Raw genomic sequence first — 14,837 nt, 5'->3', positions numbered from 1 at the left:
GACGCTTGATAAAATACCTAAATATTGATAATATTTAGGTATGGATATTTTTGGAGGTTTTTATGCCGGTTATAAAGAAAAGCGCCGATCTACGAAATAAGTATAGTGAAATTTCCGCATTTTGCCATAAATACATGGAACCAGTATTTATAACTAAAAATGGTGAAGGGGATCTTGCTGTAATGAGCATAGAAACATATGAAACTTTGTCAGGGAAAAACGAATTATATAAATTAATTCAGGAAGGAATAGACGATATAAAAAATGGAAGAACATTAACGGAGACCGAGATTATTAAAAATATGGATACTGCATTGGAAAAATAAAAATGTATACACTGACATTTTCTTCCGCGATTAATGATGATATAGTTTCAGTGATTGCTTACATAAAAAACACCTTAAAAGCGCCTATGGCAGCGGAAAAGCATATTGCTGAATTAAAAAAAGTATATGAGAAATTAAAAGAAAATCCTTTTTCGAGACCATTAGTGCATAATAAATATTTAGCGTTAAAAGGAATTAGATTTATAAAAATAAAAAATTATATGCTGCTATATTATGTAGAAGAAAAAACTAATGAAATATTTCTATATCGATTTATGTATGCTCGTCGGGATTGGATAAATATATTAACGAATGATTTAACAGAAGAATAAGGCAGGTACGTATGAAAAAGTGCGTTAAGCTCGGGATGGTTCTTTTAGCGGCAGCGATTTTTGCCGGCGGCTGTTCTGCAAAAAAAGGAGTGCGTTTAAGAAGGACGTCAAGAATTATATTTGTGTCGGCCAGTACATTCATAGGATTATTCGTATTTGCCTAAGCGTTCGGCCCTGATTTCATCAAGGGTAATATCTTTGCTTGATAATGCGCCGAGGAGCCTGTCAGATATGGGGGTTGCCGAAAGGGCAACTTGCTGCTTTTGAGAAACCGGTTTTGCGGCTTGGACCTTATTCGGGACGATTTTTATATATGGTTCGCCATCTTTGCGGATTATGATCTCGGCGGCGTTATCTTCAGGGAGATATTTTTGCACATTCCGGGAAAAATCGGCAAGTGACAATACAATCATAAAACGCTCCTACCCCAATGGTATACTGATTTGAGAGAAAATGCCAATACGGAAATCAAGGGGTATCTTATGGTTTCAATGTCTCGTCAATATCGTCGCTAATCACGGTTAAAAGCTGCTTTTTAAGGTCCCGCCTAACCCGATCCGGTAAATTTGCCAGAAATTCCTTTGTTTCCCGCTTTTCGTCCGGTTCTTCCCCGGTTTCATCTTTAAATAGGCGGTAGGGTTCCACTTTCAGGACGACGGCGATCCTTTCTATTAATTCTATCGAAGGGAATCTCCGACCCATCTCGATCTGCCCTATATGATTGGGGGAAACATCGCAACGTTCGGCGAGGGCCTCCTGGGATAGGCCCTCCTCTTTTCTGAATTTTTTCAGGTTTACCACAAAAAGCCCTTTTAAAGCCATAACTACTATCTATTAGTCAAAAATCATTATTGACTATTTGCTATATGTCATGTATTATTTATTATAATTTATGACTATTTGGCAATATTTTGTATAAGGGGGAATAGTATGAAAAAGTTGATAGCTATTGCCTTGCTTTTATCCGCCGCTTTTATGCTCTACGCCGGAGGCGGCAAGGAGAAACCCAAGGCTCCGGCTGTTCCGGCTGCCGCAGTACAGCCAACAAGCGGAACTCAGCAGGCGGTCCCAGCCTCAACTCCTGCCCCTGTACAGCCGAAAAGTGAAACCCAGGCGCCGGTTGCCCCAACGCCCGCTCCGCCACCGCCTTCGGTTGCAGCCCCCGTTCCGCTACCCTCACCCCCGATTCCCCCAAACCCCTACTTTGACGGAGACGGCAGTAAGGGGACCAGCCTTGCCATACTGGTCCCCGAAGGGAAAAACCTCTCTGCCGCCGAGGCATACCTGCCCACCCTGGTGCAAGGCGTTTTTGTGGGGGATTTAAGCAAATTTTCCGCCATATCCGTACTGGACCGGCAAAGCCTGGAAAAGGTGCTTACGGAAACTGAAAGTGGCATCTATAAAAGCGCAGAAGATTATTCACACCTGGGAGAAATCGCCAATGTAGGCTATGTCCTGACCGGGACGCTGACCAAAACCGCCTCAGGTTTTGCATTGCAGGTACAGATTACCGATACCGCAAGCGCCGTAACAAAGGCATCCTACTCCGGTGTCTGTACAGCCGGAGACCTGGACAATTTTACGGGCATCAAAAAAGCTTCTCTGGACCTGCTTGCCCAAATGGGGGTGGAGCTTACCGCCAAAGGCAGGGAAGAACTTACCAGCGCCGGCGCCCAACAGACCATTAATGGCGAGACCGCCCTTGCCAAGGGTATTACCGCCCAGAAAAGCGGGACGGTGGTGGAGACCCTGACCTATTACTTTCAGGCCGCCGCCATCGATCCTTCCCTGACCGAAGCAGTAAGCCGGGCGTCGGTAATATCCGCCGATATCTCAAGCGGGAATATCGGCGAAAATGTCCGCAACGATATAGCATGGCGGGACGCCTGGGTTGCGCTTCTAACGGAAACGGAAAACTTTTTCAGAGACTATATAAAAACGCCCCCGGCCTACGATCTGGTATACTCCACGGATATACAGACCGGAGCAACTAACTATACCGACCGGACCGTAGCCCTGAGTTTTGAGATAGAGCTGCATCCCCCTTCACCGGAGTGGTTTGATACTATGGCAAAGGTGGTACAAACAGTACAAGAAGGTTTAAGAGCTACCGGTCGAAGTGAGGTTTGGGGTTTTACTAAAGAGGAGACAACTGTTACGGATGATGTTTGGGAGGGCAGGAGGAGTTATTCCTATATTGTGCTTAATTGGCCGGGTAAACTGGTATCTCCGGGCGCAGACCCTTTTATTGGTCAGAATAATGCTTTTACTATTGTTGCGGCACTAGTCAATGAGAAGGGAGAAAGCTTAGGCAGGCAGAGTATTAACTTGGCGTATGGAAGGAACTTTGTTTCAAGACCAAAGGCGGGCGTTTCGGGGACCGTAACCTTCCCCTCAGTTAAAGCAGATTTAATTACCGATACATTGACCATAAAAATTGTCAGCGTGGACGGCGTTGCCGCCGAAACAGCGGGCAGGGACGGACATATCAGGATTACCACCAAGGCGGAGTATGACAAATTGCCCAGGGTTATTGCCGCAGAGGAAGCGAGAGCAGTGTGTTTTGGGTTTAAGGATGGAACAATAATCAGCTGGAATAGAAATGACTGGGTTGGTGATAGAAATAATGTTTTTATACCGTCAACCATTAATGGTGTGGCTGTCACTGCTATTGGATCTGGTGCTTTCAGAGCTAGCGGTTTGAGCAGTGTTACCATCCCCAATAGCGTTACTTCCATTGGAAGTCGCGCTTTTGCAGACTATGGTTTGACCACCATCACTATTGGTACAAATGTGAGATTAGCGGGTAATGAATATGGTAGTGTGGTCGGTACCGACTCTTTTCCTTTTAAAGAATTTGATCGTATTTATTCTTTCAATCACGAAAAAGCAGGAACGTACACTCTCATTGATGTCACGAAGAATCGTTGGAGTTATAACGGATCTGAAGTTATTATAACGAACCAAGGAATACAGCAGCAGACACGGCGGTTTTTTTAGCTTTTTCTGAATAAATACTGAAAAAATCATTGCAGCATTCTCCAAGAGGCGCTGTTATGGAAGTTTATAAGGAGGCTTATTATGATGATGGAAAACACGGAACTTGGTATCAGGATTGTTGGCGGTATTGCCAATATTGCGGTTGATGTTAATCAACTATTTACATACAAGGAACTGAATACTCTGCTTTCCCTGTTCGATCATTTTACAAGTCAGAATAAAGAGTATTTGCGGTCTAAACCTTTAGTTGAAAAGGCAATTGAGACATACAAAACTAATGGCGATACAAATACTGCAACAAATATTCAAAATGTTTTTGTAAATGATCGTGTTGACACTTCATTGCTGAAATAATTATGAAAAGGTTGTCAAAAGAAAAAAGATAACATGGAAAATTACCATCCGGTTGAAGCAATAATAGGCGGAGGGAATGGGGAAATCTTCCTTTGCGCACCTTTGTGGTTTTCCTCCTCTCACCACATCTACACCTGTCACTTCCCTTCACTACAAGCGGTTTTCACCGGCCCTTCAAAGCCTGCTCTACCAGGTTACGATCCCTGGGGATAGCGGGCTTATTATATATTACGAAACCAACCAATCTAATACATTGATTTGTTTAATGCCCTTGTGCGACAAATCCATATAATCCATGCTTAGCAGAATTTTGGGATAATGGTCATCAATTTTATCCAGCGGGTCGATTTCTCGTGCAAAGGTTTTAGGGTCAAGGACGGTTTGCGCCACTTGATAATATTCTGTGATATCGCCTTTTGCCGGCTTTATACAAAATGAAACTTTTAAGGAGCGCCTCCAGATAATTTTCTATAGTCCGTGCATCGATCTTAAAGTTATCGCTGGTCATTTTATTTTTTATATTGTTTATAGTTTTAGCATTGCAATGCTAAAACTTTGTATTTCTGATAGGTTTTTGCATTGTAGTCCAAACATATAGCACTGGGTCAGAATGGCCCACAATTCAGCCGGATTTGGGGAAATGGGCCTTTTTGAACCAATCAGTCAACTGGGATGAAAGTACTTGTCTTTTTTTAAAATTATCCATCTCCCCGCGAAACGTATCATCTTGCTATAATTCTTTATTATACAACGAATTATAAATATATTTCCTCAGCCCGGGTTAAATTTCATGAAGCGCTACAAAGTTGGCATGATTTTTGCATGTTATATAATGACATTTAATAGGAGGCCCTAATGGCGACAACGACGATGAAAACAAAAAAAACGACCGGCAATTCCAGGAATATCCAGCGTGATTCTTCCCCGAACCACAGTTCTGATGAAAATATTCTCTCCATGTATTTGAAAGAAATCAACCGGATTCCACTTCTGACCAGGGAGGAGGAGGACACTGCGGCCCGGGAAGCGGCCAAGGGTAACCGGGCGGCCCAGCATAAGCTGGTCAACGCTAATCTCCGCTTTGTGGTCAATGTAGCTAAAAAATACCAAGGCCAAGGGCTTCCTCTTTCGGACCTTATCAGTGAAGGGAATATCGGCCTTATGAACGCCATCGAACGGTACGATGTGGATAAGGGCTATCACTTTATCTCCTACGCGGTTTGGTGGATACGCCAGGCCATTCTCAAGGCGATTTGCGAAAAATCCCGGATGATCCGGCTGCCCTTGAACCGGGCGAACGAGCTGGTGCAGATAGAGAAGGCCAAGAAGTGCGTCCAGGAAGGCGGAAGCGGGGAATCGGAGATTGACGAAATCGCCAGGCTTTTGGTCATGGAGCCGGAGCACGTGGCGGATCTTATCAATATTTCCAGGGACCTGGTTTCTTTAGAGAATCCCGTGTATGACGAGAAAGACTCCGCTACCCTTGGTGATTTTATCGAAGATGAAAATTACGCCTCTCCGGAGAAATACGCCACCGATGTGGCCCTTCATGACGATATTGAAACGGTGCTGGATACCCTCAATCCCAAGGAAGCGGATATCATCCGTTATCGGTTTGGGCTGGGCGAGAAAGCTCCCATGTCCTTAAAGGAAATCGGCGATTATTTCAACCTGACCAAAGAGCGGATACGGCAAATTGAGAAGAAAGCCCTTCGGCGGCTGCAGCATCCTTCCCGTATGCGCGTTCTTGAAAGTTATGTAGCTTAGGATTATCATCCTATCCCATGGTAAAAGACGAACCTCTTACCCCCAAGGCCGTCATATTTGATATGGACGGTCTGATGTTGGATACCGAGCGTCTTGCGGTAACTATGCGGACGAAGGCGGCGAAAGAACTGGGGTGGGAGCTGTCCGAAGAGCTGGTGCTCCGGACTATCGGCATGGACGAGGGATCTACAAAAAAAATCATTGTCGATTTTTGCGGTCCCGAGTTTCCCTACGATAAGACCCTGGAATTAATGCGGGAGCTTATTTTCAACCAGTGCGAGAAGGAAGGTATTTCTCACCGGCCGGGACTCCTGGTCCTGTTGAATCATCTATCCAGGTTGCAGCTTCCCTTTGGGATTGCTACCTCCACTCCCAGGGAAATTGCCCGGTGGAAGCTTGAAAAAGCGGGAATTCTGGAACGTTTTTCCGTAATGGCCTGTGGTGATGAGGTAGAGCGGGGGAAACCTGCGCCGGATATCTTCCTGCTTGCGGCGAAACGCTTAGGTCAGGCTCCTCAAAATTGCATTGGGTTTGAAGATTCTCCTGCGGGGCTTACCGCCCTCCACGCAGCAGGTATCCCTTCAGTCTATGTTAAAGACCTTGTGGAAGCCCCGGAGGAAATCCTCCGCTGGGTATGGCGGCGCTGCGGCGATCTTGCCGAAGCGGCTGAACTTTTCGGTCCCTAACGTTCTTCCCTTAACAAAACTTCCCTAAAACCTGCGTTGTAGAGCCGTTCGCCAAGCGCCCGCATCTCGTATCCCCGTACCCAGGGTATCTGCACCCGGGTAAGATCACCCTGTATCTCAAACACAGGGCTGAACCCGGCGTTTAGCAGGCGGTTAAAGGCTTCCTGGGCGTTTGCGCGGGCCTTGAAGGCTCCGACTTGGACCCGGTATAGGGTATTGTCCCGGGGACCGGGCATATGGGGAGCTGCACTGACCGAAGGTCCTTGATAAACCGGGGCAGGGACAGCTCTGGGTGGGGAAGCAACCCTGGGAGGAGGCGCCGGGATCCGCGCGGGACCGTTGATACCCGGCCTTTCTATACTACCTATCCACGGCTGAGCCAATTCCGGCAACAGGGGGTCGCTTGGCTGTACCGGCCACGGCGTAGGATGGCCGGTTTCCCAAGGCGGAACAATTGGTTCTATCTCCGAGGTAGGTATCGGCCCGGGGGGCGGCGGGGGTACGGTATAGGGAACCGGTACGGCGGCAACCGAAACTTCAGCAGGCGCCGGAACGGTGGCTGCCGCATCCGCCGGAGCTGTGCTGGCAGCCGTAGGCGTGCCGGTAACTGCCGGCGGTAACGGAACCGAAGCGGATACTGCCGCAGGGGCAGTAGTATCCGCCGGAGTAGTAGTAGCTGCCGGAGTAGGTACAGCGGCGCTTGACGGTGTTTCGGTACGTTTCAGTTCCGCCTCAATGGTAACCTGGGTGGAATCATCAAACATGGCTAAAGCAACAGCAGCGGCGCCTGAAAGATTTATGATACGGGAACTTGTCGGGGGTATCCGTTCTGTGATGGTAACCGTAGCCTGGGCTCCGCTTTCCAGGTTGGTTACGGTCACCTCCTGGCCTATGGGCAGGATAGCATGACCTGCTTCGAGATCATCCGACTCCATATCATGGGTTGCCGTTCCGGTTTGGACAAAATTCAGGGGATCCGATTGGGCGGCGCAAACCGCAGCAAGAATAACGCTTAACAGCGATGTTATAAAGATCCTTTTTATCATCTTGAATCACCTCGCTTGGGTTTTACCGCCTTCATGCCCATGGGCAGATCCGGTAATTGGTTTAATTATTAACCATAGGACAAAATTAAACAAGTTGTCTCCGTCTTGAAGAGACAAAACGGGAAAAATCGTTGATATTTTTGACTACCATCTTATCATTGAAGAGCTCCATTCGCCGCTGGGCAACAAAATGGGTGATAATTTCCCGGGCTTCGGTGACACCCATGGCTGCCCAGTGGGCGATATCATCCACCGTGGCCTGAAATTCCCGGCGATCCGTAGTCCGGTCTATGTCGGTCTGACCTTCCTCCAGCATAAGGAATACATCGGCAATACGGGCCTCCGGTTCTTCCAGGGTAAGGATCATGAACTTGCGCTTTGAATCGTAGAGGCGTTTGGCAAAGGTCCTGAGCAGCTTCAGAGCTATCTGGGGGTTTCCGGATATGAGGATGTCAAAATTTTTCCGGTTGAATTCCAGAACCAGTACCGTGTCCAGGGCAATAGCGGTGGCGGACCGGGGGGAATTCTCTAAAATGGCCATTTCCCCGAACATTTCATTAGGCTGCAGGATATCCAGGGTTTTTTCCACGTCTCCGATAACCTTAACCAGCTCTACCCTGCCTTCCTGGATCAGGTAAAATGCGTCTCCGGGTTCAAATTCGGAAAAAATCATCTCTCCGGGCTGAAAGGTCCGGGCAAAACGAGAAAACATCGAAAGATCGGGGATGAGTGTGGCCATTCTATCTCTTCCCCAGCGCCGCCAGGGCACTTTTTGCCTTTATATTAACCGGGTTATCCCTATCGGGAACCATGGAAAGGATCTTCGTGTAAAAAACCTCCGCCATATCTTTTTTCCCCCGGAGCTCATGGGATTGAGCTATGAAAAAGAGGGCATCCGGCAAGTTGGGATGCTTTGGATAGGATGTAAGCATAATAGTAAAATGCTGAATGCACTCCTCAAATTTATTCATCATAAAAAGACAGCGTCCGATTTCAAAGCTGCTTTTGGCCATGAACCCGGGATCCGCAGCATCGTCCAGGATTTTTTTCAGGGTAACGAAGGCATCCTGGAATTTTCCTTGTGAAATACAACTCACCGCATCGGAGTAAGCCTTGGCGGCGGCGGACCCATCCTCCGCAGTAACTACCTGACCAATAGAAGATTTCCGTTTGGCCTCCGGGGCTGCCGGAGTATCCAAGGCGCTCTCCGTACTGCTTTCGGTACGCATGATCTGCAGGTTTCTCGCCGCCTTACCGGCATTTTTCCCCGATGGATAATAGGTAAGGTAACGGCCGAATATATATTGGGCCTGGGGGAAACGTTTGTTTTTAAGGTAGTATTCTCCCACACTAAAGAGACTCTGCTCGGGATTTTCCGGATCGTACCCCTCTTTTTCCATGATATTTGCGGTCTGGCGGTGGACACGGCGCAGCTGCTTAGAAAAAATTTTGAGCATCTTCATGATGATACGGATATTTGAGCTGGCAAGCTGCTCAAATTCGGAAACAGAAAAGATCATAATGGTAGTTTCATGGGCGACTATGGCGTTTTCTTCCTCAGGGTACCGGCCCAGGGCGGCTTTTACCCCAAAAAATTCTCCGGCCTGTACCGGATCGGAGATGTGCTCCCCGGTTTCAATGTCCTGATAGTGTAGGGTCACATTTCCGCTTTGGAGGAGGTATATTTTATCTGCGGCGTTTTCTCCCTGAAAGTAAATGACCGCGCCGTCTCGGTACTGAACTGTTTTGGGCATCCCCGTCCTTTCTTGCGGATATTTGGGCGGCAAACCCTCCGTCCCTTACGTCAATATCGGCATCTATATCAATTTATATCACACCATACTATAATATCCCACTATTGTGGAGCTATATGATCGATTTGCATACCCATTCCAGGGCTTCTGACGGTACCATGACACCATCAGACCTGATAAAAACCGCTAAAGGACGGGGTCTTTCCGCCATAGCTCTCACGGATCATGATACCATAGGGGGCCTTGAGGAAGCCCGGGAGGAAGCGGAGAAACAGCAGATCCGGTTTATTCCGGGGATTGAGATTGAAATCCATTATGAACCGGTCACGATCTGCGGCGAATTCCATCTTTTGGGCTTGGGAATCAACAAACCCGGCCCGGTTTTTAAGGAGATCCTGGCGGATTTGAGCCGCCGGCGGGAAGAACGGAACCTGCAGATCCTTGATGGTATGAAGAAACTGGGGATAAATGCGGATTATGAGGAGATCCGGGCTCTTTCCGGGGGCGGTTCCGTGGGCCGGCCTCATTTTGCTTCGCTTCTGGTCAATCGGGGGATTGTAAAAAACCGGGAGCAGGCCTTTGATCGGTACCTGGGCAAGGGTAGGCCCTTGTATATACCCAAGGAGGGGCTTGAGTTTACCCAGGCTTTGCAGATTATCCGGGATGCGGGAGGTATTTCGGTGCTGGCCCATCCGGGATCCCTTTACATTGCCTGGGGCCGGCTCCCGGGTTTGATTGCAGATCTGGCTGCCCAGGGGCTTGAGGGTATAGAGGCATGGCATCCTACCGCTAAGGTCCGATTTTGCAAGCGGCTTGAGGAACTGGGGAAGACCCTGGGGCTCTATATCACCGCCGGCAGTGACTTCCACGGGGAATCCCGTCCGGACCGAAAACTGGGGATCACCGCCGGGGACCGAAAAATCGAAGATACGCTCCTCGAATTGATTCCCCCCTTGCGGTTTTAGATAAAAAACTTTATAATTTAGGAGTGTTTATGAATATTCTGAAACCCTTAGAAGGGAGGTTATTGTGAAAAAAATTGTATTTCTTACAACCCTAATGCTCGTCCTGGCGGGAATACTACCGCTTGTTGCCCAGCAGAATAATTCTTCCTCATCTGCCGGCGGCAAAGAAGGATCTTACGCCCTTACGGTAAGCCTGGAGCGGGTTTTCCCCTACCGAAAGGGGTATGTGGTGAAATACCGGAAGGGAATGAGCGGAGTGGTGGACGCCTACCTACCCATTGAGTGGTTCGAAGGGACCGGTAAAAAAGGGGATCTGATACTAATGGGGTCCGGGACCGATTGGCCCCATATGACTGTGTTTTATAAGGATGGAGAATTCGACCATGTTCGTCTCTATGTACGGAGAGAACGATCCCATGAATCCTGGGGTAATATACCCCTTCATGTAAATCTTGATGACAAGTTTGAGGGTGTAGAAGGTATTAAGCTCGTGTTTTAATGACTTCCTTTCTGAATTTAAGCCGCATACAAGAAGCCATCTGCGGGGAAAAACTAGATGGATGGCTTTTTTGTAATTTCCACCACCGGGACCGGTTGGCGGATGACATACTCCATATTAACCGTAAGGATACTAATTCCCGGCTCTGGTTTTATGCGGTTCCCGCAGAAGGGGAACCCTTCGGCATTATCAACGCCGTTGAGCCGGGTATCCTTGATAAACTTCCGGGACAGAAAACGGAGTATTTTGGCCGGGAAGAACTGATGGCCCTCCTGAAAACCCTTGGAGGAAAACGTTGGGGGGTTCATATTTCCGATACCCTCACCATGGTCTCCTATTTAGATCGGGGGACCGCTGCGGTTCTGGAAAGCGCCGGTCTGGAACTGGCCTCCGCTGCGGGGCTGGTCCAGCGCTTCAAGGGTATCCTGGACGGGGAGGGTATTGCTTCCCATGAACGAGCCGCCGTAGCGCTCTACGATGTTGTGGAACAGACTTGGGGGACCGTCCGGAAGGCCTATATAGACAAAACGCCCCTCAGCGAAGGGGATCTGCTCCGGGTTATGACCGCAGCCGTAGAAGACCGGGGGCTCATAACGGATCACGCCCCCATTATCGCCGCCGGGGCAAACGCCGGAAATCCGCACTATAGCTGTGACGGAACGGGCGCTCCTATCCGGGAGGGCGCTGTGATTCAGTTTGACCTCTGGGCCAAGGAGCGTGATCCCGGCGCTATCTATGCGGATATTTCCTGGGTTGGGGTTTTTGCCCCCGCCCCTTCAGCGGAGTATGAAAAGGCCTTTAGAGAGCTTGTTTCCGCCCGGGAAGGGGTGTACGAGTACATCGCCGGGGAAATAGCCGCCGGGCGGACCATCTCAGGGGCCATGGCGGATGCAAAAGCCCGGGAAGCTCTGGTCAGCTTAGGTTACGGGACTGAGCTGAAACACCGTACCGGCCACGGCATTGACACCCAGTGCCACGGTTCGGGGGTAAACATCGATTCCTGGGAATTTCCCGATACCAGGCCTATCCTGGAGGGCTCCTGTTTTTCCCTGGAGCCGGGAATCTACTTTTCCGGTTTCGGTATGCGTACCGAGGTGAATGTGTATATCAAGGATGGCCGGGCAATTATTTCCCAGGGGGATCGCCGCCAATTTACCCTGCTCAATTGTCAACCGGGGACTGCCCGGTGAAAATGGTTCCTGTGCCCCCGGCGCTGCTCGATTTTATCCGCGAAGGATCAAAATTCCTTCTGGCGGGCCACAAAGACCCCGATGGGGACTGCGTGGGGAGTCAGCTTGCCCTGGCCTCGGTACTGCGAAGGATGGGCAAGGAGGTCATTCCCTGTTCCGCCGGTCCTTTTACGCGTACCGAAATAAAGCCCTATGCCTCCGCCTTTATCGCCAAACCAGGGGATACGGAACGGGAGGGCGCCCGGGTAATCATTTTTGACTGCGATTCCCAAGAACGTACCGGGGATCTGGGCCCCTTTCTCGAAGGGCTTCCCACGGCGATAGTTGATCACCACGCCACGGGTAAGGCAGGGGATGACGGCTCCGATTCCCCGATTTACCTGAACCCGGAAGCCCCCGCCACTGCCGTCCTTGTTCTTGAGCTTATCGAAGCCCTGGGTTTTAGCCCTACGGTGGAGGAGGCGGAACTGCTCTTCTTCGGGCTCTGTACGGATACGGGGTTTTTCCGTCATGTGGATGAACGGGGCGCCGAAACCTTCCGTTATGCCGCCCGGCTGATCAGCGCCGGGGCAAATCCTAAGAAGGCGTATTATGACATACACGGCGGTAAAAACCTGGATTCCCGTATCCTCGTGGGCAGGATACTTTCCAAGGCCCAATCCTATTACGGCGGCAAGCTTCTTCTCGCTACCGAGGCCCTGGAGGATACTCGTCGTTACGGCCTTGAGGGAAGGGACTCGGACAGCCTCTATCAGCTTTTGCAAACCGTGGCCGGGGCGGAAGCTATCGTCATCATACGCCAGGAAAATCCGGAAAACTGTACCATAGGGTTCCGCTCCCGGAACCTAGTGGATGTGGCGGCCATCGCCCAAAAATTCGGCGGCGGGGGCCACAAAAACGCCGCGGGACTCAGTCTCGCCGGGACTATTGAAGAGACAAAATCGAAAATTATCGAAGAATTTCGCGATATTTTTAACGAAAACCAGTGACATAGATCACTTTTTACTAAAGCAAAATTCGCCCCAGCCCCTATTACTCCCGATAAACCGGAAAGGGAGTGATTTATGAAGGACAATTTGCCGTTAACAAAATTGCTGAATCGTTATGCGCTTGGGCTCATCAGCAAGAAGGATTTGGAAGGTTACATTTTCAAATTTATTTTGGATAATTACCAGCAGTTCCATCCCTATGGGTGGGACAAGGAAGATTATATGGACTATCTCTGCTGGTTCTATCCCCGGATCAGCCGGGCCATCGAGAATTACCAGGACACGGGCGCCTCCTTTGACGCATATATAAACTCACTGGTGCGCTGGGGTTCCAAGGAATACCGCGCCCGGGAGACGGAGCACCATGTTGCGGAATATGCTTGCTGGAAAGCTAAGGCTCTGGATGATGCGGCCTGCCATGAAGAAGAGGATGTCTATATTGAAAAGAGTCCGGTTTTTGATTCGGTATCCAATCCCCGGCAAGTATTAGTTTTACTGCTCAAATCGTATCACTATATGTCATCTGATTTTCTGGATCGCATTTCTCCGGCCCTTAATATTGACAAGGAAAAACTTGGGCAGATGGTTGAAGAATTACGAAAACTACGCTTACAGCGGGAAGAGGAAATCCGGGAACTCCAGGAACGGATACACGGCCAATTCTACCGGTGTATAGTCATTGAGAAAAAACTTAAACTTGCCCCTCCGAATTCTGCCCGTCATGAAAAGATGAAATGCTGTCTGGTCCGGGGACGGAAACGGCTGGAGTCTATGCGGAAACGTCTGGCGGGGATGAAAATCGGTGCGAGTAACCGCCAGGTGGCGCAAATTTTGGAATCCGCAAAGGGGACCATTGATGCGCATCTTTACACGGTTAAGGCTAAGGGGGAAAAATACGGGGATGAAGGCGAAGTTGAAGATACTGAGCAATAATAGTCTTCACCGGGTAGTTTATTTGAGGTATGATTTAGGAATGTTGAGCTATAGACACGGCTTTCATGCGGGGAATACGGCGGATGTTTTAAAACATGCAGTTCTGATTTACTGTATGGAGTATTTAGGGCAGAAGGAGGCTCCCTTCCTCGTTATTGATACTCATTCCGGGGCAGGGCGCTATTTCTTGACAGGGGGGTATGCGGCGCAGAACCGGGAGTGGGAACAAGGGGTGGGGCGGCTAATGGATCAAGCCGTCTTACCGCCCTTGCTTGACCGGTATGTCGCGCTGGTTAGGGAATCCCTGGGAACTTCGTTGCAAAATGCGCGGCGATATCCGGGGTCTCCGGCGCTCATACAAAGGCTGCTGCGCTTCCAGGATCGGGCGGTTTGTTTTGAGCTGCACCCGGCTGATTTTACTGCGCTGGAGGAAACGCTTACGGGGGATAGGCGGTTTAGGGTTTTGCGGGAAGATGGGTTTGGCGGGCTTAAGGCTTTACTGCCGCCGCCCTCCCGCCGGGGCTGCGTTTTTATCGATCCGTCTTACGAAATGAAAAGCGATTATGAGGCGGTTCCGGAAAAGCTCGCCGAAGCGCTCCGGCGTTTTCCCACGGGTTTATACATTATCTGGTACCCCTTGTTGGTTAGCGATGATGCCGGGGAAGGCGCTACCCTGCAGGAAACGCTGCGGGAAACCCTGCTTGGGCTTTACGGCGGGAACCGGTGCGCCGTGGAGCTGCGTACCAGGGCTGCCGGCGGCGGAGGAAAGCGGCTGTACGGCAGCGGGCTGGTGATTTACAACCCGCCTTTTACGCTGCGGAAAACTCTGGAAGAAAGTCTTCCTGCGCTGGCAGATCTGCTGGAGGAAGGACAGGGGAGCTGGGATCTGCGGTGGGAAGATGCCATGGTTTGAAGAATTTTAACCGCAAGGTCAAATTAAAGGAATTTAGGGGTGTCGGAAAATACCCTTTTTTGCAACCATTCCCAATTATAAAG

Annotated in this window: 18 protein-coding genes; 12 read left to right on the top strand and 6 right to left on the bottom strand. The window is 49.6% G+C overall.

Features of this window, described 5'->3' with window-relative positions; translation table 11 throughout:
• Nucleotides 1–62: 62 nt before the first annotated feature.
• Together LQZ19_RS03295 and LQZ19_RS03290 are read left to right on the top strand one after the other, a co-directional pair.
• Nucleotides 63–326 (top strand): type II toxin-antitoxin system prevent-host-death family antitoxin, encoded by a 264-nt coding sequence (locus tag LQZ19_RS03295; RefSeq protein ID WP_411046220.1) that lies wholly within the window; start codon nt 63–65, stop codon nt 324–326.
• A gap of 2 nt (nt 327–328) precedes the next feature.
• Nucleotides 329–658 (top strand): type II toxin-antitoxin system RelE/ParE family toxin, encoded by a 330-nt coding sequence (locus tag LQZ19_RS03290; protein ID WP_411046219.1) that lies wholly within the window; start codon nt 329–331, stop codon nt 656–658.
• 146 nt (nt 659–804) lie between these two features.
• On the opposite strand, the gene LQZ19_RS03285 is transcribed toward LQZ19_RS03290, so the two are convergent.
• Complete coding sequence (locus LQZ19_RS03285; protein WP_411046218.1) at nt 805–1,071, bottom strand: hypothetical protein; 267 nt, start codon at nt 1,069–1,071, stop codon at nt 805–807.
• Between the two features lie 67 nt (nt 1,072–1,138).
• The gene (locus tag LQZ19_RS03280) at nt 1,139–1,480 is read right to left on the bottom strand and encodes a helix-turn-helix domain-containing protein (RefSeq protein WP_411046217.1); all 342 of its coding nucleotides are present in this window, start codon (nt 1,478–1,480) and stop codon (nt 1,139–1,141) included.
• 108 nt (nt 1,481–1,588) lie between these two features.
• Between LQZ19_RS03280 and LQZ19_RS03275 the strand changes: the two genes are divergently transcribed.
• Both LQZ19_RS03275 and LQZ19_RS03270 read left to right on the top strand, forming a co-directional pair.
• Nucleotides 1,589–3,658 (top strand): leucine-rich repeat protein, encoded by a 2,070-nt coding sequence (locus LQZ19_RS03275; RefSeq protein ID WP_411046216.1) that lies wholly within the window; start codon nt 1,589–1,591, stop codon nt 3,656–3,658.
• Nucleotides 3,659–3,739: 81 nt separating this feature from the next.
• On the top strand, nt 3,740–4,012 hold the full coding sequence (locus LQZ19_RS03270; RefSeq protein WP_411046215.1) for a hypothetical protein: 273 nt from the start codon (nt 3,740–3,742) through the stop codon (nt 4,010–4,012).
• A 228-nt stretch (nt 4,013–4,240) separates the two neighbouring features.
• Here the strand turns inward: LQZ19_RS03270 and LQZ19_RS03265 are convergent, their stop codons facing one another.
• Entirely contained in the window at nt 4,241–4,402 is a 162-nt protein-coding gene (locus tag LQZ19_RS03265) for a hypothetical protein (protein WP_411046214.1), read from the bottom strand.
• Nucleotides 4,403–4,867: 465 nt separating this feature from the next.
• On the opposite strand from LQZ19_RS03265, the gene LQZ19_RS03260 reads away from it, so the two are divergent.
• A complete protein-coding gene (locus LQZ19_RS03260) occupies nt 4,868–5,779 on the top strand; it encodes a sigma-70 family RNA polymerase sigma factor (protein ID WP_411046212.1) in 912 nt (303 codons plus the stop codon).
• 17 nt (nt 5,780–5,796) lie between these two features.
• Nucleotides 5,797–6,465 (top strand): HAD family hydrolase, encoded by a 669-nt coding sequence (locus tag LQZ19_RS03255; protein WP_411046211.1) that lies wholly within the window; start codon nt 5,797–5,799, stop codon nt 6,463–6,465.
• Here the strand turns inward: LQZ19_RS03255 and LQZ19_RS03250 are convergent.
• The 3 genes from LQZ19_RS03250 to LQZ19_RS03240 all read right to left on the bottom strand — a co-directional run bounded on the left by LQZ19_RS03250 (nt 6,462) and on the right by LQZ19_RS03240 (nt 9,265).
• Nucleotides 6,462–7,511: an RlpA-like double-psi beta-barrel domain-containing protein gene (locus LQZ19_RS03250; protein ID WP_411046210.1), complete on the bottom strand. Its 1,050-nt coding sequence runs from the start codon at nt 7,509–7,511 to the stop codon at nt 6,462–6,464. The two genes, LQZ19_RS03255 and LQZ19_RS03250, sit on opposite strands and share 4 nt — an antisense overlap.
• An 85-nt stretch (nt 7,512–7,596) precedes the next feature.
• Complete coding sequence (locus LQZ19_RS03245) at nt 7,597–8,250, bottom strand: Crp/Fnr family transcriptional regulator (RefSeq protein WP_411046209.1); 654 nt, start codon at nt 8,248–8,250, stop codon at nt 7,597–7,599.
• A 1-nt stretch (nt 8,251) separates the two neighbouring features.
• Entirely contained in the window at nt 8,252–9,265 is a 1,014-nt protein-coding gene (locus LQZ19_RS03240) for a cyclic nucleotide-binding domain-containing protein (protein ID WP_411046208.1), read from the bottom strand.
• 116 nt (nt 9,266–9,381) lie between these two features.
• On the opposite strand from LQZ19_RS03240, the gene LQZ19_RS03235 reads away from it, so the two are divergent.
• The 6 genes from LQZ19_RS03235 to LQZ19_RS03210 all read left to right on the top strand — a co-directional run bounded on the left by LQZ19_RS03235 (nt 9,382) and on the right by LQZ19_RS03210 (nt 14,754).
• The gene (locus tag LQZ19_RS03235) at nt 9,382–10,230 is read left to right on the top strand and encodes a PHP domain-containing protein (protein ID WP_411046207.1); all 849 of its coding nucleotides are present in this window, start codon (nt 9,382–9,384) and stop codon (nt 10,228–10,230) included.
• 64 nt (nt 10,231–10,294) lie between these two features.
• Nucleotides 10,295–10,729, top strand: a complete 435-nt coding sequence (locus tag LQZ19_RS03230) for a hypothetical protein (RefSeq protein ID WP_411046206.1) — start codon at nt 10,295–10,297, stop codon at nt 10,727–10,729.
• Nucleotides 10,729–11,919 (top strand): M24 family metallopeptidase, encoded by a 1,191-nt coding sequence (locus LQZ19_RS03225; RefSeq protein WP_411046205.1) that lies wholly within the window; start codon nt 10,729–10,731, stop codon nt 11,917–11,919. The genes LQZ19_RS03230 and LQZ19_RS03225 overlap by 1 nt, the downstream gene beginning before the upstream one ends.
• 2 nt (nt 11,920–11,921) lie before the next feature.
• Nucleotides 11,922–12,908 carry a DHH family phosphoesterase gene (locus LQZ19_RS03220; protein WP_411046261.1) on the top strand — a complete coding sequence of 329 codons (987 nt, stop codon included), beginning with the start codon at nt 11,922–11,924 and terminating at the stop codon, nt 12,906–12,908.
• A gap of 75 nt (nt 12,909–12,983) precedes the next feature.
• Nucleotides 12,984–13,841: a hypothetical protein gene (locus LQZ19_RS03215; RefSeq protein WP_411046204.1), complete on the top strand. Its 858-nt coding sequence runs from the start codon at nt 12,984–12,986 to the stop codon at nt 13,839–13,841.
• Nucleotides 13,842–13,881: 40 nt separating this feature from the next.
• A complete protein-coding gene (locus tag LQZ19_RS03210) occupies nt 13,882–14,754 on the top strand; it encodes a 23S rRNA (adenine(2030)-N(6))-methyltransferase RlmJ (RefSeq protein ID WP_411046203.1) in 873 nt (290 codons plus the stop codon).
• Nucleotides 14,755–14,837: the final 83 nt, after the last annotated feature.

It is taken from the genome of Treponema primitia, assembly GCF_046533075.1.
GTDB classification, from domain to species: domain Bacteria; phylum Spirochaetota; class Spirochaetia; order Treponematales; family Breznakiellaceae; genus Termitinema; species Termitinema primitia_B.
Note: the sequence above shows the minus strand (reverse complement) of the source record. Positions and strands in the feature narration are given on the sequence as shown.